Here is a 24,116-nt window from a genome sequence, read left to right as displayed (position 1 = left end):
ACCTCTCGTTGTGTGGTGGATTGTGCCGGGAACTACGCGATTCCCGGCATATACGTTGCAGCAGCATGCATATCGCCGATGCTGTAACCCGCACCGGCCTCGGTCACCCCGACTCCAGCCCTTCCCAGCTCGTACACGCCGCCGGCCGCGGCAGCGTTGCGCTCGATTCCATGGGCACTGAACACGGCCGCACTCTGGATGGATACCGGATCGGCGGCCGGCGGCAACACCGCACTGATCACCGGGGCGGCAGCGGCATGCACGGCGGCGAGCCGCGCGGTCAAGGCCTCTACCGCAGCACTGGCGGCCGTCAGCCCCTCAGGAACGACGTTCAGGTACATGGCGAATTCTCCTTCTCGGATCCCACATCGGTCATTGAGAACATCCCCGCACGAGTAGATCTCGGATCGACTCCGGCACGGCGTCAAGTTCTGATACCGCCGCATCGAGGGAAATCGTTGGGTAGCCCGCGAGATGGTCCGCGTAGGTCTGCGAGCCAAGCCGCAGTCCCAACCCGGCCCAGGCGTCAATCACCGACCAGCGTCGGGGATTTCGCTTTGCCCAATCACTATCGTCCAGCAGTTGTTTCCATTCACGCAGCTCGAGCTCATCGAAGCCGAACCCCGCGAGGAACTCGGTATAGCGGACCTGCATGCCGCGTACCACGGTGATGCCCCGGCCAAGCGTGGACACTTCGTCCGCCATACCAAGGATGGACATCGCCGCGGCGTGCCCGGTGGTGACCTCTTCGGTCAACGAGACAGAGGGACAGGCCCGCAGGGCAATACACGCATCGGCGATCGACACCAGCACATCGGCGCTACCCGCCAATTGATCGGCCTCCCCAAGAACTCTTGGCAGTCGCGCGAGCGTGAAGTCAACCCCGCGCGGTGACGCCGCGACCACCAGTTCGGCCAGCGCCTTGGACGCCGCGTAGGGATAGAGCGCCTCACGTGGATCGGTGACACGTGCGGCGTCCACCGCCGCGTTGACGACGAAGGTCGACATGTGAATCAACCGGGCATCGCGTGCCGCACAGATGTCTACGGCGGCAGATACCCACTGCACGTTGGCGTCCCGGATATCGCGATAGGGGGCCAACATGTTGGTGTTTCCGATGCAGTTGACCAGTGTGCGCGCCCCTGTCTCGCGCATCAGTGTGTCCAGTGCCTGCGGGCCGAACCCGGTACCGACATGCCGGACCCTGACTCCATCGATACCCCGGAGGGCTGGCCATGGTCCGGAATCGGGGAGCTCCGATCTCGTCACCAAGACGACGTCCGGACGCAGCGCGCCATCGCTTTTCAGGTCGAGCGTGGCGCGCGCGAAACCGGTTCCGACGATCCCGGACGCTCCCAACACGATGATCGGCCCGTCTCCGTCGGCCCGGGAGTTGTTGCCATTCAGCGCTGTCACGCGGGGCGTTGCCGTCAATCGTTCAAGGTCTGCGCCGATCTCGGTCGCGGTGTCCGCGGCACCGAGCTGGTCGGCCACCGCGGCCGCCGCCGCAAGGTAGGCGGCGCTGTCGGCGCTGATCACATCGAGTATGGATAGCTGACGGCCGAGATACCGGCGTGTGTCCGGCAAGATTCTGATCAGGTCGAGCGAGCCGATTCCCTCGTCGAGGAGCGACGACTCCGCCCGGATTTCGCGCCCGAGGTGCCTGCTCCAGATTCCTGCGAGACCCGCGGCTGTCGCGATGGTCTCTTCCTCGTCCGGTGCTGCGTCCACAAACTGTGGCATAGTCCGCAAGCCGTCGTCGTCGATCTTGCCGTTGGGCTTACGTGGAATACGCGACACGCTCACCACAAAGAACGAGGAGACACCCAGGTCCACCAGAAGCCTCCTGATTCGCGCGGCCAATTCGTTGTCGTTCAGGTCCTTACGAGCCTGGAACCACACCACCAGCGCGCCCCCGTGTAACCCCACTCCCACATCCGCGATTCCGGGTTCCTCGCAGACACGTCGAACGATCGCAGCGGTATCAATCCGCCTCCCGGAAATCTTCACGATGGCGTCGCGGCGTCCGGAGAAGGTGGGGAATCCGTCCTCGTCGAACACGACGCGGTCGGCGGTGGCGAATGCCCTCCGGGATGCTCCGCCAGCGTCGAGGACCACACCGAAGCTATCCCCCGGGGTCCCGAGGTAACCGGCGGATACGGTTTCTCCGACCACCACGATTTCACCGAATGCGACAAAGACTGTGTTGGGCACCAGCGGCAGACCCACCCGAAGCCGCTCGGAACCATCACCGTGCCGCACACCGTCGATCGGCAGATACGTGACGACGACGGTAGTTTCGGTCGGACCGTAGCTCGAGACGAGTGTGATCCCCTGCGTGCCGGCAGCCTCCAGCCACGTGTCGACTGCGCTCGTACGGATTGCCTCACCGCCAACGACCACCTGTCGAAGAGCAGAACCACCGATCAAGACCATCGCCTCGGCGTCATCGCAGAGCAGGTGCCACACGGCGGTCGGCAGGTCGATCAGAGTTGGTTCCAGCACCTGAATGTCCCGCACGAGCGCAACCAAATCACCGGATTTCATTGCTGCAGAACGGATTAGTTGTGATCCGCCAACCGCTGCACCGAATATCTCCTCCACGCTGATATCCGATGTCAATGGCGCACATTGGAGGATGCTGTCCCGGGCCTCCCAGCCGTAGGCATTCACGGCCGCGCGGGCAAACAGTGCGAGCGCGCCGTGTGTTACCGGCACGAGTTTGGGCCGACCGGTCGACCCGGAGGTCGCCATGATGTACGCCGTCTTGTTCGCCAAGCCGGCGTCCCGCACCACCGCTTCGGTGCGCTCTTCGACGAGACGCCGCGTCGTACCATCCAGGTTCATCGGGATCGGTGCTGCGGTATCGACAATATGTGTCGCGGCGCCACCACCATGTTCGGCAATGGAATCAGCGCGCAGCGGCATACCTTTCGCGCTGTCACACACGCTGTACCCGCAGCCGGCGAGGTGGCAGGCGATCAGAAGGTCGATGGTCTTGTCGGTGTCGTCGTCAACGCACACCACGATGTCGCCCGGCACGACGCCATCCGTGACCAGCCAGGCGATCCACGGCTCGACGAATTGCCGCCTCCGCAGGAACCGATCCACACCACCGTCGGCGTCCAGGAACCAAGCGGGCGTCGCGGCCGCCTCGGGCCGCACACACTCATCACCACGGCGTCGTGTGCCGTCGACACCGATCCCGAACCACTCGTTCACCGTCATGGCAATCGGTAAATGCCACATGGCTTCCATCGATCCCAGCGCCGCCACGATCCGCTCGGCGATCCATGACGGTGGCGTGTTCGCGTCGTCCAGGTCCGCGCGGTTCCAGATCGACAGGGTGAGCGTTCGTTGTTCCTCGTCGACGACGCACGAGACGGTCATGCCTTCCACCGGGCCGATGTCGGTTGCGTAGGGCGTCCCCGACAGGAACGGGCGCAGGGCCGGCGCGCATGTTTCGCGGATGAAGTTGAAGGTCAGCGCCTCGACATGTGATGTCTTGTTGATTGCCAAGTACATTCGGCGATACTGTTCCTCGCGGAGCCACCGGCGCCGCGAGGCCCTGACATAGTCACGGTCCAGCGCGTGCACGACATCCTGCACAGAGGCAAAAGCAGGGAAACGGACAGGATGCGCGATCGAGTTGACCAGACAGGTTGCTACGTTCAGATCGGGTTCCCCGAACCTGTTGTCCACCGCATGAATCAACAGGGTGGCTGTGCTCTGCCGCAGACTTGCATCCACCGCGATCGCGGCCGCCGCCACCAGAATGTTCAACGGCACCTGCTTGGCCTCGGATAGTGTTTCGATCTTCTCGAAGGCCTTACCCGATAGCGTGGCCGACTCTTGCAGAACACCTCTGGCCGCCCCGACGAGGCGATCGTTCGCACCATGTCCGTACCCGCCGGTGTGGGACGCATCGGCGAGTTCACGCTGAACTGCCTGGCCGAAACGTCGCAGCGATTCCTCTGTCTTGGTGGCCTCGCGGCTGTGTGCCTCGGAAATTTTCGCCAATGATTCTCTTGAACAATGGCTTTCGTATTTCGCAACGCCCGCTAGCTGCTGTCCGAGATCAGTCTCTATCACCCCGATCGCGCCACCATCGAGCAAGAGGTGGTGCGCGTGGATGTCCAGCCCCACCACCCGCCCGTCCGTTCCGGTACGGATGGTGTAACGCACGAGTGGCTTGGATTCGAGGGCTGTTGACCATCTGCGGACAAGCTCGTCAGCGGCCTGGGCTGTCGCATCGTCCGTGTCCGGAGCCGTCTGCACGATGTCGCCGAACTGCAATCGCCGCACCAGTTCTGGATAGCGTGATTCGCTTGGCACCTGTTCCAGAACACACAATTGCACCGCGTTGGCGACTATTGCCGCCTCCAGCGCGGACATGAACACCGACGCGTCGATGGAGTATAGCCGGTAGCTCTTCCCGATCAGATACAACCGGGGATCATCGGCCTGCGACGCGCCGTTGTACATGTTCTGCTGGGACCTGCTCAACGACAGCCGGTCGACTCGAGGATCTACCGCCAATGTCATGTGACGCCCTCCGGCTGCGCCTGCTCCAGCACCTGCGCCCATCCGGCGACGGAAAGATCTGAGACCAAACGCTTCTGCAGATCCGAACCTCGGGTCACACCCAGCTGCTTCATCAACAGCACGAAACGAATCGAGTCCAGACCCAGCTCTCGAAGATCAGTGGCATCGCCGTCGAAAAGCTCCGATTCGGAGATGTACAGCACGTCGCAGACGGCCGCCATGATCCGGTTCCGCACATTTTCAGGCACGCGTCAATGCCCCATTCAGCGAGGCGGCCAATGCCGAACGCATGACCTTGCCGGACTTCGTCCGCGGGATATCCGCGACGACTGCGATGATCGACGGCCTGGCCATCGACTCGGATTCGTGCCGATATCTGGCCGCGATCCTCTGCTTGAGCTCAACCGTGCCCGGCCCGTCAAGCTGCGCGGTCGGTACCACCGCCAACCCGACCAGAGCACCGAACTCCTCGTCCGGTATCTCGTAACACGCCGCTTCACCAACGCCTGCAACGTTTTCGGCGATCCTGTCAACCTCATCCGGTACCACGTTGACCCCTCCGGAGATGATCATCTCCGAGGAACGCCCCCTGATGTAGAAGAAGCCATCGTCACGATGCTCCACCAGGTCGCCGGTGTTCACCCATCCGTCGGCCAGTACCTCACGGGTACGGTCGGGGTTTCCCCAGTAACCCAGCATGTTGGCCGGCGACTTGATCCACAGCGTGCCGTACGGCGCAGAGGCGCCGCCGTCTGTGGGTCCGCCCGTCTGGCCGTCTGACAGGAAGGTCTGTACCCCGGGGTAGGGACGGCCGACCGCACCCTCCTCGATCCTGGCGAGCGATTCCTTGTCGGTCGGCAGACATAGCGCAGTACAACCGGTTTCACTCAGGCCGTACACCTGAGCCGTTCGCACCCCTGCGGCTTCGATGAACTGCACATCGTCCGGAATTGCGCGCGAGCCGCCGTAGGCTATGAACCGCAACGAGGAAACGCCTTCTCCGGTTCGTCTCAGCTCGGACACCAACCTGGTCAACAGAGTGGGCACCAGACAAGCAGTCGCCACCTCATTACCCACCAGCAGATCCATCAGCGATGCCCCGCCCTCACCGCCGGTGATGCACGATGCGCCATGCATCAGGCCGTTGAGGATCCACCAGAGCCCACCGATATGCGTTGCCGGTAGCGGCGAATAGGTCGTCTCGCCCGCCACCCAGTCGATCCAGCCCAGCCCCTCATCGCGCAGGATGTCAGGGATGGCGAAGAACGTGCGGTGGGCAAGCAGCACGGCCTTCGGTTCACCTGTCGTGCCACTGGTGAAGATCATCGCGAGCGGGTCGTCGGCATCTCCTGCGGTGTGCGTTGCAGGCCAATCTATGTCGCTATTCGGGTCTCCAACCGCGCCGATCGTCCCGGCCGCATCCGGAAGGATCGCGGTCGGATCAGTGATCTCGCAGAACCGCGCGATGGCCGCCGGGGGCAGGTCCTTATCCACCATGACGGCGATAGCGCCGAGCCGTGCACACGCGAGTACCGAAAGGTACGTCTGGGGTCCGTTGTCCGACAGCACCACAACCCGTGACCCTCGAGTCACCGACTCGGCCCGAAGCGCCGCGGCGAGCTTTCCGACCGCGGCGGCGAGCTCTCCGTAACTCACGGCACCCGTGCAGTCACTGCGGCGCAATGCGATGAGGTCTGGCCGTACACGGGCCTGTTCGTGGACTCGTTCCCAGACGGTGGGTGGTGGCGCAGACATGGCAGAGGGAGACGCTTCCTGTCGGGGGCTAGGGGATGTTCAGGACCGCGAGCTCGAACTCTCCGGCCGCGGATCCTCCATCCTGGTCCCAGAATTCGATGGTGCTGTGGAATTGGAGATAACGCCACGACCGGTCCACGATGTGGAAATTGCGGGCTTGTAGGCGAGCGGAGAACCGCTGCGCGTTGACCAGTCGCCGGAATCGTGACGATGTGCTCTTGATCAACATGTTGGCAAGTTGGTTCTGGCAGTAGTCATCGATCGACCAGCCCCGAAATGCCCAGATATCGTCGTTGACAACCCCTTGGGCGAAGGCACAGTACGCCAGCTGGTTGAAGCACAGCACCAACTCGACGGCGTTGAAGTGCCCGGTGCTCCGGATATAGGCGGACTCATTGATCGTGAAATTGCCCTGCGCGTGCACCGCGTCCGAGGTGATTCCGTACTCGGCATCGGACAGGTACCGGCATCCCTTGTAGGAATATGGTTCAAGCACTCTGCCAAGTAGATCCTCGTCGATCGGGGCCATCCCGGTGGAAGGCAACCCGGTCTGTACCGACAGCGTTGCCGCGACCGCGCTCACGCCGCGTATCCGGGTGTCTCAAGACCGTCCAGCATGGTCAGGCGGTGGGTCGTCAACGTGCCCGACGCTGTTCCGTGCTTCGCGCGGTGCACAAGAGCTCTGTTGTCCCACAGCACAATATCCCCGACCTCGTAGTGCTGGGCGTGGATGAACGGTGACGCATAGTCGGGATCGAGCTGCCCCGACTCTTCGAGTAGCTGCTGAAGCAGCGCAGCATCGAGCAGCCTTCCGTCCCTGTCCTCGATCGTCTCGGTGCCGGCCTCACAGATGTAGAGGATCTCTTCCCCCGTCTGTGGGTGCTTGATCACCGTGGGCCACTTCTGAGGCGGCGTGACCCTTTCGATCTCGGCCAGGATTTCTCCGATGGGCCGGTAGACATCACTGGGCCGTATCTTGATGTAACGGCGCGGCGTGTGCGTGCTGAATGTCCCACGCACAGAGTCCTTTACCGTGCCCGGCAACGATTCCCACACCTTGTTGAGATCGATGAAATAGGTTCCGCGATCACTCCCCGGAACCGCCAGCGGCACCACCATGGAGAACGCGAAGGGCTCCGGCATGAACATGTAGTCGACGTGCCAGAATGCGCCGGTTCGCGGAACCCCTTGCCCCTCTTCGGTAGACGAGACAAAGATTTCCGGGTGGTCCTCATGGTGATACACCGGCTCGTAATAGGGCACTATCTCCCCGATCAATCTCCCCAGCTGGATGAACTCCGCGGGTGAGGGGTGTACATCCTTGAGGACGACGAGCTTGTTCCGGTAAACGAGTTCGCGGATCTCCTGTGTGGTGATTCCGTCCAGGTTCCCGGGATCGATCCCCGTGACCTGCGTGCCCAGTCCCTCGCCCTTCACATTGAGCGTCATCGACTCCCTATTCCTGATTCAGCCCTCGCCTTTCGGCGATTGGATGGGCACCTTCGGTCTCACCGCCCGGCCGCCACATGCCGGCGACCACTAACACAGCAGTCGAGCCGACGACCGAAATAGTTCCCATGACTTGACGAAGCAGTAGTTTTCTGTGGGCGCGACAACGCGAACCACGGCGGATAATTCGTTATTGCCCTGCATTTTTGGAGACCAGACAACAATCACCGGGAGGTAGCGTCCGTCGCGGTGACCTTCGTCTCAGGAACTTCGGGGCCACTCGGCACGACTCACTGGAGGGCACCGACTGTTCTCAGGAGCGAGGCGCCTGGCGGAAGTGCCGTGAGCTGGGTGCCAGGGCCGCGGCGGCAGGCGCCAACAAGCACACCGCCGCACACACTGCCAGCACCGGTGCGCTACCGAAGTGATCCATAGCCGGGGCGATGATCACCAGGCCAAGTGGCGCCAAGCCGTAGGACAGCAGGAAGTCCAGAGAAGACACCCGGGCCAGCTTGTCGGGTTCAACTTCACGCTGGGTGGCGGTAAACCAGGGAACGTTGAAAAGCTCGATGCCCATACCGGTGATCACGTAAGCCATCACCACGATCACCAGAGGCACGGGCAGCATCAAGCTCAACGGTGCCGCGCTGTAACACGCGAGGCCTGCGAGCGCCGCCCAGCCTTGGTTACGCGGGCGCCAGCGACTGATGAGGATCGCGCCGATAAGTGCTCCGGCGACGTATGCCGTTGTCGCGCTTGCCAACAGCACTTCAGTCCCGTACCGGTCGCGGCTTACCAACGGCAGCGCAACCCCGGTGGCCGAATAGCCGGTAGCGATCACCGCGGTCAACGCCGCCAGGCCCGCGAGGAACCACGGGTGACGACGAGCCTCTCGAAACCCGTCGGCGAAGTCGCTGAACACGGTGAACCCTGAACCAGCCACCTCGGCTCGGCCACGGCCCGCCGGCGGTGCGAGCGCAGACAGAAGCCACAGTCCCGCGAGAACTATCAGCAGCGGGGCCACCCCCAGCCGGGCGGCAGCCAACGCCGCCACCCCGGGCGCCACGAGTGTCACCACCCGCACGGCAATGGTGATGGCGGCATTCGCCTGCTGACGCTGCGACACGGCAACCACCTCAGCGGTCAATGCCTGGTAGGAAGGCCGGCACGCACCCTGCCCTGCCCCGGCCAGCACCGCGGCCGCTGCGGGAATCGCAATCACGTGGTGGATGCCTGCCGCGATCACCAGATGCCCCGCTGCTGCCAGCATCGAAGACACCGCGATCACGCCACGTCGCGAATAGCGATCCGCGAGAACTCCTCCCAGCGGGACGGCCGCCAAGAACCCGACGGTCCGGGCGGCGAGAACCAGACCTAGCGCGGTTGCCGACAAGGTTCCGTCGAGGACCGCAAATCCGAGCACGATGGGCAGCATCCAGGTCGCCAAACCCGAGGCAGTGGTCCCTGTCCACAACCGCAGGAAGGGAACGCTACGGAGCACGGACGGGGCGCTCGGCTCCGTGGGGTGAGGCGATGTCACAGCTGTGTTGTCTACACGACAGCACAGCGATAGGGGAAATATGGGACTACCGGGAACTATTGACCGCACAGCGACGACCACTCGGACGTGACAGTAGCTGAGACGACCCTCGGGAAGCGCCGCCGGATTCTCATTCCCACGTACGCGACCCGTACCCGGCGCACCTCAGCGCAGCATGCGGGACTGTCGCAGAATAGGTGCACACATCATGGCGGCCCGGTCTTACCGGGGAACGGCCCCCACGTCCACGTTGCCGATGGCACCGGAGGCACCGCGCGACGTGCATGCGTGGTGGCGACGCCGTCGACACACAGGGCAAATACGATCAGAAAGGCCGGCGGCTGAAGTGGACAGACATTTCGCAGAGTCGGTGGGGCGCCCAGACCTGATTCAGTTGGCGGACGGGATGTTCTGTCTGCGATTCGAGACCATGAAGGTGGTTTCGGCCATGGCGGCCGTGCAGCAGCTCCTGGACAGCGGCGCGATTGATCGCGAGACGACTCTCCTCGACAGCTCCAGTGGTATCTACGCTCACGCCCTGGCACTGGCCGCACATCGCCACGGCCTGAAATGTCACATCGTGGGTTCCACCACGGTCGACGAGACACTGCGCGTCCAGCTGGCCATCCTCGGCGCGCACTTCGAGCAGATGCCCCCGACTCCGAACCTGAAACTGGATCAGAATCGTCGGGTTGCCCGCATCCACGAGATTCTGCGCGAGCAACCCAACTACCACTGGATGCGCCAGTACCACGACGACATTCACTACGCCGGGTACCGCCCGATTGCTCACCAGATACGGCAGGAACTCGGGGATACCGCGCTGACTCTTGTGGGCGGCGTGGGTACCGGTGCATCAACCGGCAGCCTCGCCACCGAACTGCGGGTCGGTGTACCGGATACCCGCCTGGCGGGCATACAGCCTTTCGGCTCGGTGACCTTCGACGCGGAACATCTCGACGACCCCGACATCATCATCGCCGGCATCGGCAGCTCCATTCCCTTCGAGAACGTCGATCCAAGCCTCTACGACACAGTGCACTGGATCGGTTTCGGCGCCGCGCAGTCGGGTGCCATCGAACTGCTGCGCAGGCACGCGGTCTTCGCGGGACTGTCCACCGGTGCGGCGTTCCTTGCCGCTCAATGGGAGAAGGAACGCGCCCCCGAACGGGCGGTGGTTTTCACCGCCCCCGACACCGGGCATCGCTACGTGCAGAACGTGTTCGCCCGTCACCAGGATGCTGCTGCCATGGCGGAGTTCTCACCAAAGGCCGTGGCGGACAACGCCGATCTGGCACTGCCCTGGTCGTACCGCGACTACGACAGGCCTGCGCCCGGTTTCGTGGAGGGCGACCGCACCCTGTGCGAGGCCACCGCACTCGCGCAATAGCCACGGCCCGCGACACTGCGACACCCGCGAATTCCCGGCTCAGCAAACATGTTCATTGCTAGCCTGAATCGGTGACTTACCCACCACAGGAGCCGCCCGCAGCGGGCGATCCGTCAGCGTACGACCCATATCAGCCACCCCCGGGGTACCAGCCGCCCCCGCCGCCCGGATATCAACCCGGGTACCAGCCGGGTCCCCCACCGGGAGCCCCCCAGTACCCGGGTGGACAATTCCCGCCCCCACCCCAGGGATACCCGCCTGCCGGCTACGGCTATCCGCCGCAGGCGCCATGGCCACCGCAGGGACCGTTCAACGCCGGTGAGTCGTGGAGCTGGTCGTGGGCACAGGTCACCAAACGCTTCGGGACCTTCATTCCGCCGTATCTCGTCTGGTTCCTTGCGATCGGTGTGCCGTTCGGGATCGTCTACGCGATTCTGATCGCCAGCCTGCCGCAGACCAGCACCAGCGGTTACGGCGGTGACTCAAGCTCCTCGTACTCATACTCATATGAGGGACCCGAGTTCTCCGGCGGAGCTATCGCCATCATCATCCTGCTGTACGCAGTGGTGTTCGCCGTCAGCCTCTACGTGGGCGCCTGCATCGTCAGCGCCAATCTCGATGTCGCCGATGGTAAGCCCGTGAGTTTCGGAACCTTCTTCCGCGCCCGCAGTTTCGGCGCCTACGCGGGAACCGCGCTCCTGGTCGCGCTCGGAGTTCTGATCGGAAGCTTCCTGATCATCGGCGGAATCATCTTCGGGTTCTTCGCCCAGTACGCCGTGTTCTTCGCCATCGACCGCGGCCTGGGCCCCGTCGATGCGATCAAAGCCAGCTTTCAGATCGTCAAAGACAATCTGGCACAGGCCTTGCTCGTGTTCCTGATCACCTTGGCGGTTGCCTTCGCCGGCGTCGCAGCGACATTCATCACCTGCGGCTTGGGCGGCATCATCGCCTACCCGACGATTGCGGCCCTTTCCGGCCTGATTCACGTCTACACCTACCGGCGTCTCACCGGCGGCGTCATCGCACCAGCACCGGTGTAAACCTCTGCGCCGCAAGCCGAGCGGGAATCTCACGAGAGACTCGAGCCGATTTCCCACGCCAGATTCCCACTCGGCGCACGGAGTCACCAACGAAAAGACCCGGCCTGCATGACGCAGACCGGGTCTTTTTTCGTTACAGGACTTAGAAGTCCATACCGCCCATGCCACCGGTCGGGTCGCCCGCAGGTGCGGCCGACTTCTCCGGCTTGTCGGCAACAACGGCCTCAGTGGTGAGGAACAGCGCCGCGATGGATGCCGCGTTCTGCAACGCCGAGCGGGTCACCTTCACGGGGTCGGCAACGCCGGCCGCGAGGAGGTCCTCGTACACATTGGTCGCCGCGTTCAGGCCGTGGCCCGCGGGAAGGTTCGCGACCTTCTCCGCGACGACACCCGGCTCCAGACCACCGTTGAAGGCGATCTGCTTCAGCGGAGCCGACAGCGCAACACGCACGATGTTGGCGCCAGTGGCCTCGTCACCCTCGAGAGCGAGCGAGTCCAGCGCGGGGGCAGCCTGCAGCAGAGCGACGCCACCACCGGCGACGATGCCCTCTTCGACGGCGGCCTTCGCGTTGCGAACGGCGTCCTCGATGCGGTGCTTGCGCTCCTTGAGCTCCACCTCGGTGGCAGCTCCGGCCTTGATCACCGCAACACCGCCGGCCAGCTTGGCCAGGCGCTCCTGCAGCTTCTCGCGGTCGTAGTCGGAGTCGCTGTTCTCGATCTCGGCACGAATCTGGGCCACGCGGCCCTGGATCGCGTCGGCATCGCCTGCACCCTCGATGACGGTGGTCTCGTCCTTGGTGACGACGACCTTGCGGGCAGTGCCGAGCAGCTCGACGCCGGCGGTCTCCAGGGAGAGGCCGACCTCTTCGCTGATGACCTGGCCACCGGTGAGGATCGCGATGTCCTGCAGCATGGCCTTGCGGCGGTCACCGAAGCCCGGAGCCTTGACGGCGACGGACTTGAAGGTGCCACGGATCTTGTTGACGACCAGGGTCGAAAGTGCTTCGCCCTCAACGTCTTCAGCGATGATCAGCAGCGGCTTGCCGGCCTGGATGACCTTCTCCAGCAAGGGCAGCAGGTCCTTGACGGTCGACACCTTGGAGCTGACCAGCAGGATGTAGGGATCCTCCAGGACGGCTTCCTGACGCTCGGCGTCGGTCACGAAGTAACCCGAGATGTAGCCCTTGTCGAAGCGCATGCCTTCGGTGAGCTCCAGCTGCAGGCCGAAGGTGTTGGACTCCTCGACGGTGATGACACCCTCGTTGCCAACCTTGTCCATGGCCTCGGCGATCAGATCGCCGATGGACTGGTCACCCGCGGAGATGCCCGCGGTGGCCGCGATCTGCTCCTTGGTGTCGATCTCCTTGGCAGAGGCCAGCAGAGAGCTGGTAACGGCCTCCACGGCCTTCTCGATACCGCGCTTCAGTCCGAGCGGGTTGGCGCCGGCGGCGACGTTACGCAGACCTTCCTTGACCAGAGCCTGGGCAAGCACGGTGGCGGTAGTAGTGCCGTCACCCGCGACGTCGTCGGTCTTCTTGGCAACTTCCTTGACCAGCTCAGCGCCGATCTTCTCGTACGGGTCCTCCAGCTCGATCTCCTTGGCGATGGACACACCATCGTTGGTGATCGTGGGGGCGCCCCACTTCTTCTCCAAGACGACGTTGCGACCCTTGGGGCCCAGCGTCACCTTGACCGCGTCAGCGAGGGCGTTGAGGCCCCGCTCCAGGCCGCGGCGGGCCTCTTCGTCATACGCAATTGTCTTGGCCATTGCGAAGTGATTCCTCCGTGTAAGGGGGTTGCACGTTCTTGGCCGGGCTCAGTGCCCGCGACGGACGGACGCAGCTGTGTGGGCTGCGGCCTCACCGTCCCGGCCTAGCACTCACCGGTCGTGAGTGCCAATGCCATTTTTAGCACTCGACCATGGCGAGTGCAAGGTCGATTGTCTATTCCTCGCGCGGAATAGACACGACCTCGGCTCCAGATTAAAAACCGTGGTGATGTGGACGGACATCGATGCCACATCGTGCGCTCCGGTTTCACGCCCGTGCTGTAACGCTTTGCGTCCCGCAGACCACTCAGTCGTGTCACCATCCCCATCGGCAGAGGAGTAGCAATGATCACCGCACAGCTTCAGCGTCACATCGAACCGGATGCGCCGTTGGCGCGCGGCGGGGTCGCCCTGGCGCGTTATGGGCTCGCGATCGTCATCGCGTGGATCGGCATGCTGAAGTTCACCGAATTCGAGGCCAACGGCATCGTGCCGCTGGTGTCCCACAGTCCGCTGACGTCCTGGGTGTACACCATCTTCTCGGTCACCGCGTTCTCATCGCTACTCGGAATCGTGGAAATCACGATCGCAGTCCTGCTGTCCGTCAAGCCGTGGTTGCCCCGGCTCTCAGCCGTCGGCAGCCTCATGGCCATCGGCATGTTCGCCACGACTGTGAGCTTTCTGGTCAGCACACCGGGGGTGTTCGAGAGCGCGGCCGGGGGGTTCCCGGTGCTGTCCTCGACCGGGCAATTCCTGATCAAGGATGTCGCACTCCTCGGCATCTCCGCCTGGACCTTGGTCGATGCACTCACGCGACGCTGAAGCAGCCCTCGTCGCTTCGCTACAAACCGGCGACGAGGGGGCATTCGCGCAGGTTGTGGACGCGCATACTCCCGCGATGCTGCACCTCGCGCGCAGTTATGTGAGAAGCCGCGAGATCGCCGAGGAGGTGGTGCAGGAGACCTGGCTCGCGTTGTGCAAGGGCATCGGCGCCTTCGAAGGTCGATCGTCACTGCGCACCTGGCTGTTCACCATCCTGATCAACATCGCCAAAGAACGGGGCAGCCGCGAACGTCGCGATACCGCGAAGGCCATTGCGGCATTTACCGGAGGGACCGTCGACCCGGGCCGTTTCCAGGACACCGGCGAGTGGGTGGGCCACTGGCGCGACGACGCCGCCCCTCATTCGTTTCCCGAGACGCCGGAGAACCTGGTGCTCTCCGAAGAGCTGGTCGCCCATGTCGTTCTGCAACTCGACGGGCTGCCGGAGATGCAGCGCGTTGTGGTGACGATGCGCGACCTACTGGGACTCGACTCGAAGGAGGTCGCCCAACACCTGGGAATCACCTCGGCCAACCAACGCGTGCTCCTGCATCGCGGACGGGCGGCAGTGCGCCAAGGGCTTGAGGACTACATGAAGGACGTGAGCTAAATGAACTGCGACGATCTCGTCGAACTGATCACGGAGTACCTGGACAATTCACTATCACCGGTCAAGCGCGCGAAGCTTGAGGCACACCTGTTGGAGTGCGACGGATGCGTGAACTACCTGAACCAGTACAAGTCCACCGTGTCGATCTTGAGCCAGATACCGCAGGACGGCCCCAGTGAGGCTCTGCGAGAGAGACTGCTCGCCGGCTTTCGCGAACGGCAACCTTGAGCTGCGAACACGGCTTGCCTGCGACCGGGCCAATTTCTTACCCGCCTGTGCCTAACGACGCGGCCGCAGCCCGTCAAAGACAACGTCGGTGACCTGCTGTGAGACCTCTTTGTTGTAGCTCTGCATGGCCTGACAGCCGACCAGGAGTGCCTTTACCTCGTGCACGCCGATGTCGGAGCGCACCGTGCCCGCCTGCTGTGCAGCCCGCACCAAATCGCCCAGGACCGCATAGAAGGATTCCTCGATCTGCGGGATAAGAGCTTCGACACTGACACCTGCGCCGGCCAGGGCGTCCACCAATCCTTGATCGGTCCCGCCCCACTCGACCATCACGCGTAGGAATCCGAACAGCGCCTCACCCGGGTCGGCCGACTCCAGTAGCTCGCGCCCCTTGCCGATCACCGTGCTCATCCGATCTTCCGCAACGGCCCGATACAGGTCCTCCTTGGCCGGAAAATGCCGGTAGACGGTCCCGGCACCCACTCCCGCGCGCCGCGCGATCTCGTCGATCGGGACGCCAAGGCCCTCCTCGGCGAACGTTTGATAGGCAACCTCAAGGACCCGCGCACGGTTGCGGGCGGCGTCAGCGCGCAGGGGCCGGGCAGGTTGATCCATCTCACACTCCTCGAGGTTCCGACACGCCTTGACAAAACGGGGCGTACGTTCCGTATATTCGTAAGCGGAGTAGCCGCCCCGGTTACTGGAGATATTACCCAAGGAGCCCCCATGACCAAATGGAGTACCACCGACATCCCCGATCAGACCGACCGCGTCGCGATCATCACCGGTGCCAACACCGGCCTCGGGCTGGAGACAGCCAAGGCGCTCGCCGCGCACGGCGCCCACGTCGTACTCGCGGTGCGCAACACAGAGAAGGGAAAGGCCGCAGCCGACGCGATCACCGCGGCCCACTCGAACGCCGACGTGACCCTGCAGCCGTTGGACCTTTCCTCACTGGAATCCGTACGTCGGGCCACTGACGAGCTCAAGTCGCGCTACGACAAGATCGACCTGCTGATCAACAACGCCGGGGTCATGTGGACGGAGAAGTCCACCACCGCCGACGGCTTCGAGCTGCAGTTCGGCACCAATCACCTGGGTCACTACGCATTCACCGGCCTGCTCCTGGACCACCTGCTACCCGTCGAAGGTTCACGCGTGGTGACCGTCTCCAGCATCGGGCACCGCATTCGCGCCGGAATCCACTTCGATGACCTGCAATGGGAACGCGACTACAACCGGGTCGCGGCCTATGGGCAGTCGAAGCTGGCCAACCTGTTGTTCACCTACGAACTGCAGCGGCGCCTGGCTGGCACCAATACGGCAGCCCTGGCCGCACACCCCGGCGGCTCCAACACCGAGCTGGCCCGCAACTCCCCGCTGTGGGTCCGGGCCGTTTTCAACGTCGTGGCGCCATTGCTGGTCCAGGGGGCGGATATGGGTGCGCTGCCCACATTGCGGGCCGCCACCGACCCCGCAGCCCTGGGCGGCCAGTACTACGGACCGGACGGATTCGCCGAACAACGCGGTAACCCCAAGGTCGTCGCATCGAGCGAGCAATCCTATGACCTCGATTTGCAGCGTCGGTTGTGGTCGGTATCTGAGGAACTCACCGACGTGGTCTTCCCGGTGAAGTGAGCTGAACGGAAAGAGGCGGGCACTGTGCTGATTGTCGCCGACTGTCACTCTGGTGACACGACACGCGGTGCCCGCCACGCCCGTCGGGATGCACTCCCGTAATCCGTTGCGCTAGTCTGCAGTCCAATCAGTGAGGAGTCTGACGGGTGCGGGCTGTAGAGGTGCCCAGCACCCATACATTGCGGGGCTGGCAGCGCAGGGCATTAGTGCGGTACTTGGCCGCCAAGCCCCGAGATTTCCTGGCGGTCGCGACCCCGGGATCAGGGAAAACAAGGTTTGCCCTGCGAATTGCTACCGAGCTGCTGGCCGACGGTACGGTCGACAAGATCACCGTCGTGGTGCCGACAGAACACCTCAAGGTCCAGTGGGCTCAGTCGGCCACCTCCTTCGGGCTCTCCCTGGACCCGAGATTCAGCAACTCGGACGCACAGAACTCCTCGGAGTACCACGGGGTCGTGGTCACCTATGCGCAGGTGGCAAGTCACCCCACCCGGCACCGGGTTCGCACGGAGAACCACCGCACTTTGGTGATCTTCGACGAGATCCACCACGCCGGAGATGCCAAAAGCTGGGGGGAAGCGGTCCGCGAAGCCTTCGACGACGCGACGCGGCGCCTCTCATTGACCGGAACCCCGTTCCGCAGTGACGACAGCCCCATCCCTTTCATCAACTACGAGCCCGACGGCGCGGGCTTCCAGCGCTCGCAAGCCGACCACACCTACGGCTACTCCGAGGCGCTGGCCGACGGCGTGGTGCGTCCCGTGGTCTTCATGGCGTACTCGGGCGAGGCTCGTTGGCGTGACAGTGCCGGCGAGGAACATGCCGCCCGTCTCGGCGAGCCGCTGTCCGCCGAGCAGACCGCACGCGCCTGGCGCACGACCTTGGACCCCAACGGCGACTGGATACCCGCGGTGCTGCGCGCCGCCCACGCGCGGCTACAGCAGAAACGCAACGGGGGCATGACCGATGCCGGGGCCATGATCATCGCCTCCGATCAGAAGGCCGCCCGCGCCTACGCGAAGCTGCTGACCACCATCACCGGTAGAGAACCCACCGTGGTGCTGTCCGACGATCCCAAATCCTCGGACCGCATCGCCCAATTCGCCATCGACGGCAGCGAGTGGCTGGTGGCCGTGCGCATGGTGTCCGAGGGAGTCGACGTGCCGCGTCTGGCCGTCGGCGTCTACGCGACAAGTGCCTCCACCCCACTGTTCTTCGCCCAGGCCATCGGGCGGTACGTGCGCTCCCGGACACCGGGTGAAACGGCGAGTATCTTCCTGCCCTCGGTGCCGACGTTGCTCGAGCTCGCCAGCCTGCTGGAAGAACAGCGCAATCACGTGCTCGGCAAGCCGCATCGCGAACCGATGGGCGATGAGGAGCCGGTGGAGCGCAAGCGCACCGAGCCGGGCGAGGAAGAGAAGGGCTTCGAATCGCTCAGTGCCAGCGCCGAACTGGATCAGGTGATCTTCGACGGGGCATCCTTTGGCACCGCGACGCCCGCGGGCAGCGAGGAGGAAGCCGAGTATCTTGGCATTCCCGGCCTGCTCGATCCGAATCAGATGCGAGATCTGTTGCGGCGCAGGCAAGAAGAGCAGCTCACCAAGCGCACCGCCTCCGGCGAGGTGCCCCCGGAGATCACTTCGACACACGGCCAACTGCGCGAGCTACGTCGCGAGCTCAATGCTCTGGTGTCGGCCACACACTTCAAATCGGGTAAACCGCACGGCTGGATTCATAACGAGCTGCGCAGGCGATGCGGAGGCCCCCCGGTGGCCGCGGCCACCCGCGATCAGCTCAAGGAACGCATCGTCGCCGTACGCACCCTGCATCGGGAGCTCTAAACCGCCGAGTGTCGACTTATCGTGTGATTCCCTCGCTCGGCGACACAGAGAGTCGACAGTCGAAGGGACGGGCTTAGACGGGGAACTTCACTCCCGTCAGTTCTTCCGAGACAGACCAAAGCCGTTGTTGCAGAGCCCGATCATGTGACTGCCTAGTGGACTTCACCACCTTCGGATACCCGCGGAGTTCCCCAAAGCCCGAAGGCCCGTAGTACTGGCCACCGACGGCGGTTGGGTCCGTAGCAGCACGCAGACTGGGCAAGGCGCCCATCGCCGGGCTCTGGGCCAGTTTCAACGCCGCCGCACTGAGCGCCTCCGGACCGAACGTGATGTGACGCATCAACTCGGTACCCGACGCACCGGGATGCGCGGCCAACGCCGCCGTCTCCGCCCCCGCGGCTTCAAGGCGCCGCTGCAGCTCGTAGGTGAACAAGAGATTGGCGAGTTTGGACTGGGCGTAAGCCCCCACCCGAGTGTAACTGCGTTCCCACTGCAAGTCATCGAAATGTATTGCAGCCCTGAACTTATGGCCGTTACTACTGACGGTTACGACGCGCGAGCCACGCACCGCCGTCAGGTTCTCCAGCAGCAGACCGGTAAGGGCGAAATGTCCCAGATGGTTGGTGCCGAACTGCAGCTCAAACCCGTCCGCGGTGTTGCCCTTCGGCGGATACATCACTCCGGCGTTATTGATGAGCAGATCGATCTGTGGATATTTGGCGCCCAATTGTTCAGCAGCAGAACGGATATCCGAGAGTGAAGACAGATCCAGGCGCTGCAGCGCCACGTTGCCTGCGGGCGCGGCCTTCCCGATCTCTTCGACAGCGGCAGCACCCTTGTCCAGATCGCGGACCGCAAGAACCACCTGCGACCCCGCGGCCGCCAACGCGCGGGCCGTCTCCAGGCCCAGTCCGGTGTTGGCACCGGTGATGATGGCGACGCGTCCAGCCTGGTCGGGAATGTCGGCGGTGGTCCAGTGTGCGGTCACACACGCATCCTGCCCCAGATCCACCGCGCTGCCCAGCCTGCCTTATTCACAGTTCTCCCGGTGTTCGATACCAGGAATCCCACAGCAGGGGTCAATACGCTCATCGCCGGATCACTGAGCTTGGCCACCCCTACTGCATGAGGCGGGTCCGTGCGCAAACTTACTTCTGTTGCCACCCTTGTAATTTCACTTCTGTGCTCGGGCCCCGGAGTGGCTGTGGCAGACCCGCTGCCGGTCGCCGACGTCAGCCAGTCGGCCGATACCGACGACAGCTGGCATCTGAGTGCTGCGCTGTCGCGGATGACTATCAACTCTGTGCCGAACATGGCCGCCACAGCATTCACACGAGAGGGGTTTGTCACCGGCAAGGCCCTCGCCAGCATCGACGGCAACGGTGCGGTTCCGGTCAACTCCGGCACCCTCGTCATGGGGCTGCAGCTGGGCTGCCAGATCGATCTCAGCGAGGGCGGAAGCGTCGACGTCGGCGCCGACGCGGGAGTCAGTCCCGGCTTCTCCGGTGGCAGCAATCTGCTGGCCATGGTCGGCCCCTATGCGGAGGTCAACGGGAGCATCTCGGTCAACCTGCTTCCGGGGACCATCAAGAACATCGTGCTGGGCAAGAAGGCACTCAAAGGACGCACCGGCGAAATCGTGGTTCACGATGCCCATGTGAAAGTCGACGCCTGCGGCGGACCGGTCTCCATCCGGTTCTTCACGACGGCGCTGATCGACACCGACAAGTCCGACGACAGCGTGAACGTGTACGGGGACATTCTTTCGCTATGAGCCCCGCCCGCGCGCGAGCACAACGCCACCGAATGGCACGGCTGATCATCGCCGCCACCCTGTGCACAAGCCTGACTGTCGGTCCGGCATCCGTGGCACGGGCGGACAACTGCAGCCCCGGCGACTTCGGTGCAGCACAAGGATGTGCGCCCCCAGCGGCCGTGACTGGCGGCGACAAGACCGAGAGCTGGCCCCCGACGAGTGTGGACTGGCCGCCCGAGCCCGACTCGGACACCGATGCGGCCGGTCAGGGTGCCGCACCGCCCCCGATCGTGATGCCCGCCGGCACGGCACCCGTCAAACCCGCACCGCCGGGCCGGGAACCGACCACCACATCGGCGCCGATTGTCAGTCCCGGCTCTTAGGCGGGCGCCGCTCCGTGAAACACCGCCTCGACGTTGTTGCCGTCAGGGTCGCGGACGAACGCGCCGTAATAGCCCGGGTGATACTCGGGCCATAGCCGCGGCGCATGAAGTGCCTCGGCGCCTTCACCCGTCGCCGTCGTGAAGAACTCGTCGACCTTCTCTGTGCTCTCGGCCGAGAAGGCAACGTGGATCTCACGATTGGGGCCGCCCGCGGCATCGCCGCCGCCGATCCAAAAGTCAGGTTTTCCCGCGGTCCCGTAACCGATGGCGACACCGAAATCCATCTGTCGCGTGTACCCGAGAACCCCGAGCACCTTGTCATAGAACGCGGCCGCGGTCGGCAGGTCCGCGCAGTTGATACCGAAGTGGTCGATCATGAAGCAGATTCTGGCTCACAAGTCCGACAACAAGGACGGCAAATCGGCGATCGAATCAATGACGTACGCGGGTTGCATCGAATACTGATCGGCTGCCCATCTGTCGAGGGTGTCTTGACGGAACTTCCCGGTGCGCACCAGCACACCCGTCATCCCGACGACCTGGGCCGCCAGCACATCCACATGCAGGTCGTCGCCCACCATCACGACTTGATCCGGCTCGCACCCCATCCGCTCGGCGGCCAGCTGAAACCCCGCCGGGGCGGGCTTGCCGACCGCGACTGCCTTGCGCCCCGAAATCTGCTCCATCCCCGCCAGGTACACACCGGTATCGACGCGCAATCCCTCGCGCGTGCTCCACACCGCGTTGCGATGCATCGCGACCACCGGAGTTCCCTGAGCCATCAGGTCGTACACCCGGCTCAGTGCCACGTGATCGAACTGCGGACCGGCCCCACCAAGAATGATCACGTCGGGATCATCGGAGAGGGATGCGACGAAGTCGACCCCGGGCATATCGGCGGTGATATCCCCGTCGTTCAGCAGATAACACCGGGCGCCGGGGTGCTGGGCGATCACATGATCGGCGGTCAGCATGGCGGCGGTAATCACCTCGTCGGCGGGCACCGCCAGGCCCGCGGCGGTGAGCAGCTCCGCGATCTGTACGCGGGTACGCGAGGTGGTGTTGGTCAAGAAGCAACGACGAACGTCGTCGCCCTCCAGCGCCTTGAGGGCCTGCGCGGCGCCGTCGATCGGCTCCCACGAGGTCACCAGGACCCCGTCGATATCGAAGAGCACTCCGCCGACGGTCATGGCGCTATTTTCCCGCCATGGCGTGCCCGGCGCACGCCGAGGGCGTATCAGGCGCACCGAACTCAGCGAAACCCCTGCGTGCGGTATGCGCCGGGTGGTCGGGCAATAATGAGCCGATGCGTTCCGTCGCCGAACACCAGCAAGTCGTCGCGGGATTGATCCAGGCGCCCGCGCTTGTCCGGGTACCGGTCGGTGCGGCCGAGCGACTGGTCCTGGCAGCCGACGTCATCGCGCCACTGAATCTGCCGGTGTTCGACAACTCGGCGATGGATGGGTATGCGGTCTACCGCGACGACCTCGCAGGGGCTTCGCCCACCAATCCGGTGACACTTCCGGTCACCGAGGACATCCCGGCCGGGCGCACCGACATACTGACGCTCAAACCCGGTACCGCGCACCGGATCATGACGGGTGCACCCCTTCCTGCCGGTGCCACCGCGGTGGTGCCCGTCGAAGTCACCGACGGCGGCACCGAAACCGTGATCATCACCGAAGAACCCCGTGCCGGCCAACACATCCGATCCGCCGGCGAGGATGTACGGGTTGGCGACACGGTACTGAGCGCCGGTACCCGGCTCATGGCTCCGGCGTTGGGGCTGGCGGCGGCACTCGGGCTCGAGGAGCTCACCGTGCGTCCGCGCCTGCGGGTGGTCATCGCCTCCACCGGCAGCGAGTTGGTGCCCCCGGGCACCGACCTCAAGCCCGGGCAGATCTACGAATCCAACGCCATCATGCTCGCCGCCGCGGTCCAGGAGGCCGGGGCCGACGCCGTGGTGGCGCCGACCGTCGCCGACGACGTCGAGCAATTCCTCGCAGTACTCGACGAATTCGGCGCCCAGGCCGACCTGGTGATCACCACCGGTGGGGTCAGCGCCGGAGCCTATGAGGTGGTCAAGGATGCACTCACCGACGCGGGTGTCCAGTTCGTCTCGGTGGCCATGCAGCCCGGCAAACCGCAGGGAGCCGGACACGTCAACGGTGTCCCGGTGCTCACCCTGCCCGGCAATCCCGTGAGCGCACTGGTGTCGTTCGAGGTGTTCATTCGCGAGCCGCTGCGCGCAGCGATGGGGCTCGCGCCCGCGCGGGTGCGCCACGAGGCGGTCCTCACCGATCCGATCACGGCGCCCGCGGGTAAGCGGCAGTTCCGCCGCGGATGCTGGGACGCCGACAAAGGGTCCGTGACGGCTGTCGGACCTCCCGCATCGCATCATCTGAGATGGCTGGCGGCCTCGAACTGCCTGCTGGACATCCCCGAAGATGTCACCGAACTCGCGGCGGGGACAACCGTCAGCGTGTGGAATCTGAGCTGATCACGGCGGTGGTAGCGCTGTCAGCGGACCGCGCGGGGATGCGGCCGTCAACCGCATCCCGGTCACCGTGTCCGTCGTGCTGTCCCCAGCGCATCGGCCGCATCACTAGGATGGTCCGGTGGCAAGACGCCCCCGCCCCGTAGGTTCCGAGCCGGACTCCGGCATCCCGCATATCGTCGAACTCATCCGCTCGACGATCCCACCGATCCACCCGGCAGGACTCCCGTTCATCGCCGGTGGCGTAGGGCTGGCGGGACTTGGGTTCAAGAATCGTTGGATTCGCGGAACCGGGCTGGCGCTCGCGGGCGCGTGCGCCGGATTCTTCCGGCATCCCCCGCGTATCCCACCCAACCGTGCCGATGTGGTGGTGGCCGCGGCTGATGGCCAGATCTGCTTGGTCGACCGCGCGGTGCCTCCGCCGGAACTCGGGTTGCCCGCCGAGCCGCTCCCCCGCATCAGCATCTTTCTGTCGGTGTTCGATGTTCACGTGCAGCGGGTCCCCGTCGCCGGCGAGGCGACGGCTGTCATCCACCGCAGTGGGCAGTTCCTGTCGGCCGATCGTGCCGAGGCAAGCGTCGCCAACGAACGCAACAGCGTGCAGATCCGTACCCGCACCGGGCACGATGTGGTGGTGGTTCAGATCGCCGGGCTCATCGCACGCCGCATCATCTGTCACGCCAAGGTCGGTGACCAGTTGTCCATCGGCGATACCTACGGATTGATCCGATTCGGTTCCCGGGTGGACACCTACCTGCCCGAGGGGTCGAAGATTCTCGTCCAGCCAGGACAACGAGCCGTGGGCGCCGAGACTGTGCTGGCCGAGCTGCCCTCCTCCACAGATAACGCGTAAG

Annotated in this window: 23 protein-coding genes; 11 read left to right on the top strand and 12 right to left on the bottom strand. The window is 64.3% G+C overall.

Annotated features, from left to right (window positions below; translation table 11 throughout):
• Window positions 1–32 precede the first annotated feature (32 nt).
• The 7 genes from MSTE_RS03105 to MSTE_RS03075 all read right to left on the bottom strand — a co-directional run bounded on the left by MSTE_RS03105 (window position 33) and on the right by MSTE_RS03075 (window position 9,289).
• The gene (locus MSTE_RS03105; RefSeq protein ID WP_096498910.1) at window positions 33–341 is read right to left on the bottom strand and encodes a PE family protein; all 309 of its coding nucleotides are present in this window, start codon (window positions 339–341) and stop codon (window positions 33–35) included.
• A gap of 31 nt (window positions 342–372) precedes the next feature.
• Window positions 373–4,545, bottom strand: coding sequence for an AMP-binding protein (locus MSTE_RS03100; RefSeq protein WP_096498908.1), 4,173 nt, complete (start codon window positions 4,543–4,545; stop codon window positions 373–375).
• Window positions 4,542–4,781, bottom strand: coding sequence for an acyl carrier protein (locus MSTE_RS03095; protein ID WP_231897061.1), 240 nt, complete (start codon window positions 4,779–4,781; stop codon window positions 4,542–4,544). The genes MSTE_RS03100 and MSTE_RS03095 overlap by 4 nt, the downstream gene beginning before the upstream one ends.
• A 4-nt stretch (window positions 4,782–4,785) precedes the next feature.
• The gene (locus MSTE_RS03090) at window positions 4,786–6,300 is read right to left on the bottom strand and encodes an AMP-binding protein (RefSeq protein WP_096498906.1); all 1,515 of its coding nucleotides are present in this window, start codon (window positions 6,298–6,300) and stop codon (window positions 4,786–4,788) included.
• A 28-nt stretch (window positions 6,301–6,328) separates the two neighbouring features.
• A complete protein-coding gene (locus MSTE_RS03085; RefSeq protein WP_096498904.1) occupies window positions 6,329–6,883 on the bottom strand; it encodes an FcoT family thioesterase in 555 nt (184 codons plus the stop codon).
• Window positions 6,880–7,749 (bottom strand): (3R)-3-[(carboxymethyl)amino]fatty acid oxygenase/decarboxylase, encoded by an 870-nt coding sequence (scoE, locus tag MSTE_RS03080; RefSeq protein ID WP_096498902.1) that lies wholly within the window; start codon window positions 7,747–7,749, stop codon window positions 6,880–6,882. The genes MSTE_RS03085 and scoE overlap by 4 nt, the downstream gene beginning before the upstream one ends.
• Before the next feature lie 313 nt (window positions 7,750–8,062).
• A complete protein-coding gene (locus tag MSTE_RS03075; protein WP_197704795.1) occupies window positions 8,063–9,289 on the bottom strand; it encodes an MFS transporter in 1,227 nt (408 codons plus the stop codon).
• A gap of 346 nt (window positions 9,290–9,635) precedes the next feature.
• Between MSTE_RS03075 and MSTE_RS03070 the strand changes: the two genes are divergently transcribed.
• Together MSTE_RS03070 and MSTE_RS03065 are read left to right on the top strand one after the other, a co-directional pair.
• Complete coding sequence (locus tag MSTE_RS03070; protein ID WP_096498898.1) at window positions 9,636–10,679, top strand: pyridoxal-phosphate dependent enzyme; 1,044 nt, start codon at window positions 9,636–9,638, stop codon at window positions 10,677–10,679.
• A 71-nt stretch (window positions 10,680–10,750) separates the two neighbouring features.
• Window positions 10,751–11,719 carry a hypothetical protein gene (locus tag MSTE_RS03065; protein WP_096498896.1) on the top strand — a complete coding sequence of 323 codons (969 nt, stop codon included), beginning with the start codon at window positions 10,751–10,753 and terminating at the stop codon, window positions 11,717–11,719.
• Between the two features lie 142 nt (window positions 11,720–11,861).
• Here MSTE_RS03065 and groL read toward each other — a convergent pair whose 3' ends face one another.
• On the bottom strand, window positions 11,862–13,487 hold the full coding sequence (groL, locus tag MSTE_RS03060) for a chaperonin GroEL (protein ID WP_096498894.1): 1,626 nt from the start codon (window positions 13,485–13,487) through the stop codon (window positions 11,862–11,864).
• Between the two features lie 345 nt (window positions 13,488–13,832).
• Here groL and MSTE_RS03055 point away from each other — a divergent pair, with 345 nt between their 5' ends.
• From MSTE_RS03055 to MSTE_RS25300, 3 genes are read left to right on the top strand one after another with little or no spacing between them, the layout of a single operon-like run.
• A complete protein-coding gene (locus MSTE_RS03055; RefSeq protein WP_096498892.1) occupies window positions 13,833–14,309 on the top strand; it encodes a YkgB family protein in 477 nt (158 codons plus the stop codon).
• A complete protein-coding gene (locus tag MSTE_RS03050) occupies window positions 14,290–14,919 on the top strand; it encodes an RNA polymerase sigma factor (protein ID WP_096498890.1) in 630 nt (209 codons plus the stop codon). The genes MSTE_RS03055 and MSTE_RS03050 overlap by 20 nt, the downstream gene beginning before the upstream one ends.
• Window positions 14,920–15,147: an anti-sigma factor family protein gene (locus MSTE_RS25300; RefSeq protein ID WP_096498888.1), complete on the top strand. Its 228-nt coding sequence runs from the start codon at window positions 14,920–14,922 to the stop codon at window positions 15,145–15,147. It abuts the gene before it with no gap.
• Window positions 15,148–15,198: 51 nt separating this feature from the next.
• On the opposite strand, the gene MSTE_RS03040 is transcribed toward MSTE_RS25300, so the two are convergent.
• Window positions 15,199–15,762, bottom strand: a complete 564-nt coding sequence (locus MSTE_RS03040; RefSeq protein WP_096498886.1) for a TetR/AcrR family transcriptional regulator — start codon at window positions 15,760–15,762, stop codon at window positions 15,199–15,201.
• 111 nt (window positions 15,763–15,873) lie between these two features.
• Here MSTE_RS03040 and MSTE_RS03035 point away from each other — a divergent pair, with 111 nt between their 5' ends.
• Together MSTE_RS03035 and MSTE_RS03030 are read left to right on the top strand one after the other, a co-directional pair.
• Entirely contained in the window at window positions 15,874–16,785 is a 912-nt protein-coding gene (locus MSTE_RS03035; RefSeq protein ID WP_096498884.1) for an SDR family NAD(P)-dependent oxidoreductase, read from the top strand.
• Between the two features lie 146 nt (window positions 16,786–16,931).
• Window positions 16,932–18,626 (top strand): DEAD/DEAH box helicase, encoded by a 1,695-nt coding sequence (locus MSTE_RS03030; RefSeq protein WP_096498882.1) that lies wholly within the window; start codon window positions 16,932–16,934, stop codon window positions 18,624–18,626.
• 73 nt (window positions 18,627–18,699) lie between these two features.
• Here MSTE_RS03030 and MSTE_RS03025 read toward each other — a convergent pair whose 3' ends face one another.
• On the bottom strand, window positions 18,700–19,614 hold the full coding sequence (locus MSTE_RS03025; RefSeq protein WP_096505365.1) for an SDR family NAD(P)-dependent oxidoreductase: 915 nt from the start codon (window positions 19,612–19,614) through the stop codon (window positions 18,700–18,702).
• Window positions 19,615–19,824: 210 nt separating this feature from the next.
• Between MSTE_RS03025 and MSTE_RS03020 the strand changes: the two genes are divergently transcribed.
• Both MSTE_RS03020 and MSTE_RS03015 read left to right on the top strand, forming a co-directional pair.
• The gene (locus MSTE_RS03020; protein WP_096498880.1) at window positions 19,825–20,400 is read left to right on the top strand and encodes an MspA family porin; all 576 of its coding nucleotides are present in this window, start codon (window positions 19,825–19,827) and stop codon (window positions 20,398–20,400) included.
• Complete coding sequence (locus tag MSTE_RS03015) at window positions 20,397–20,765, top strand: hypothetical protein (RefSeq protein WP_157997616.1); 369 nt, start codon at window positions 20,397–20,399, stop codon at window positions 20,763–20,765. Before MSTE_RS03020 ends, MSTE_RS03015 begins: the two co-directional genes overlap by 4 nt.
• Here MSTE_RS03015 and MSTE_RS03010 read toward each other — a convergent pair.
• Window positions 20,762–21,142, bottom strand: coding sequence for a VOC family protein (locus tag MSTE_RS03010; RefSeq protein WP_057965244.1), 381 nt, complete (start codon window positions 21,140–21,142; stop codon window positions 20,762–20,764). The genes MSTE_RS03015 and MSTE_RS03010 overlap by 4 nt on opposite strands.
• A gap of 15 nt (window positions 21,143–21,157) precedes the next feature.
• Entirely contained in the window at window positions 21,158–21,955 is a 798-nt protein-coding gene (locus tag MSTE_RS03005; RefSeq protein WP_096498877.1) for an HAD-IIA family hydrolase, read from the bottom strand.
• A 116-nt stretch (window positions 21,956–22,071) separates the two neighbouring features.
• On the opposite strand from MSTE_RS03005, the gene moeA reads away from it, so the two are divergent.
• Both moeA and MSTE_RS02995 read left to right on the top strand, forming a co-directional pair.
• Entirely contained in the window at window positions 22,072–23,265 is a 1,194-nt protein-coding gene (gene moeA / locus MSTE_RS03000; protein WP_096498875.1) for a molybdopterin molybdotransferase MoeA, read from the top strand.
• Window positions 23,266–23,383: 118 nt separating this feature from the next.
• Window positions 23,384–24,115, top strand: coding sequence for a phosphatidylserine decarboxylase (locus MSTE_RS02995; protein WP_096498873.1), 732 nt, complete (start codon window positions 23,384–23,386; stop codon window positions 24,113–24,115).
• Window position 24,116: the final 1 nt, after the last annotated feature.

The organism is [Mycobacterium] stephanolepidis (genome assembly GCF_002356335.1).
Lineage (GTDB): Bacteria > Actinomycetota > Actinomycetes > Mycobacteriales > Mycobacteriaceae > Mycobacterium > Mycobacterium stephanolepidis.
The sequence above is the reverse complement of the archived record's forward strand: the minus strand, read 5'-3'. Positions and strand labels throughout refer to the sequence as shown.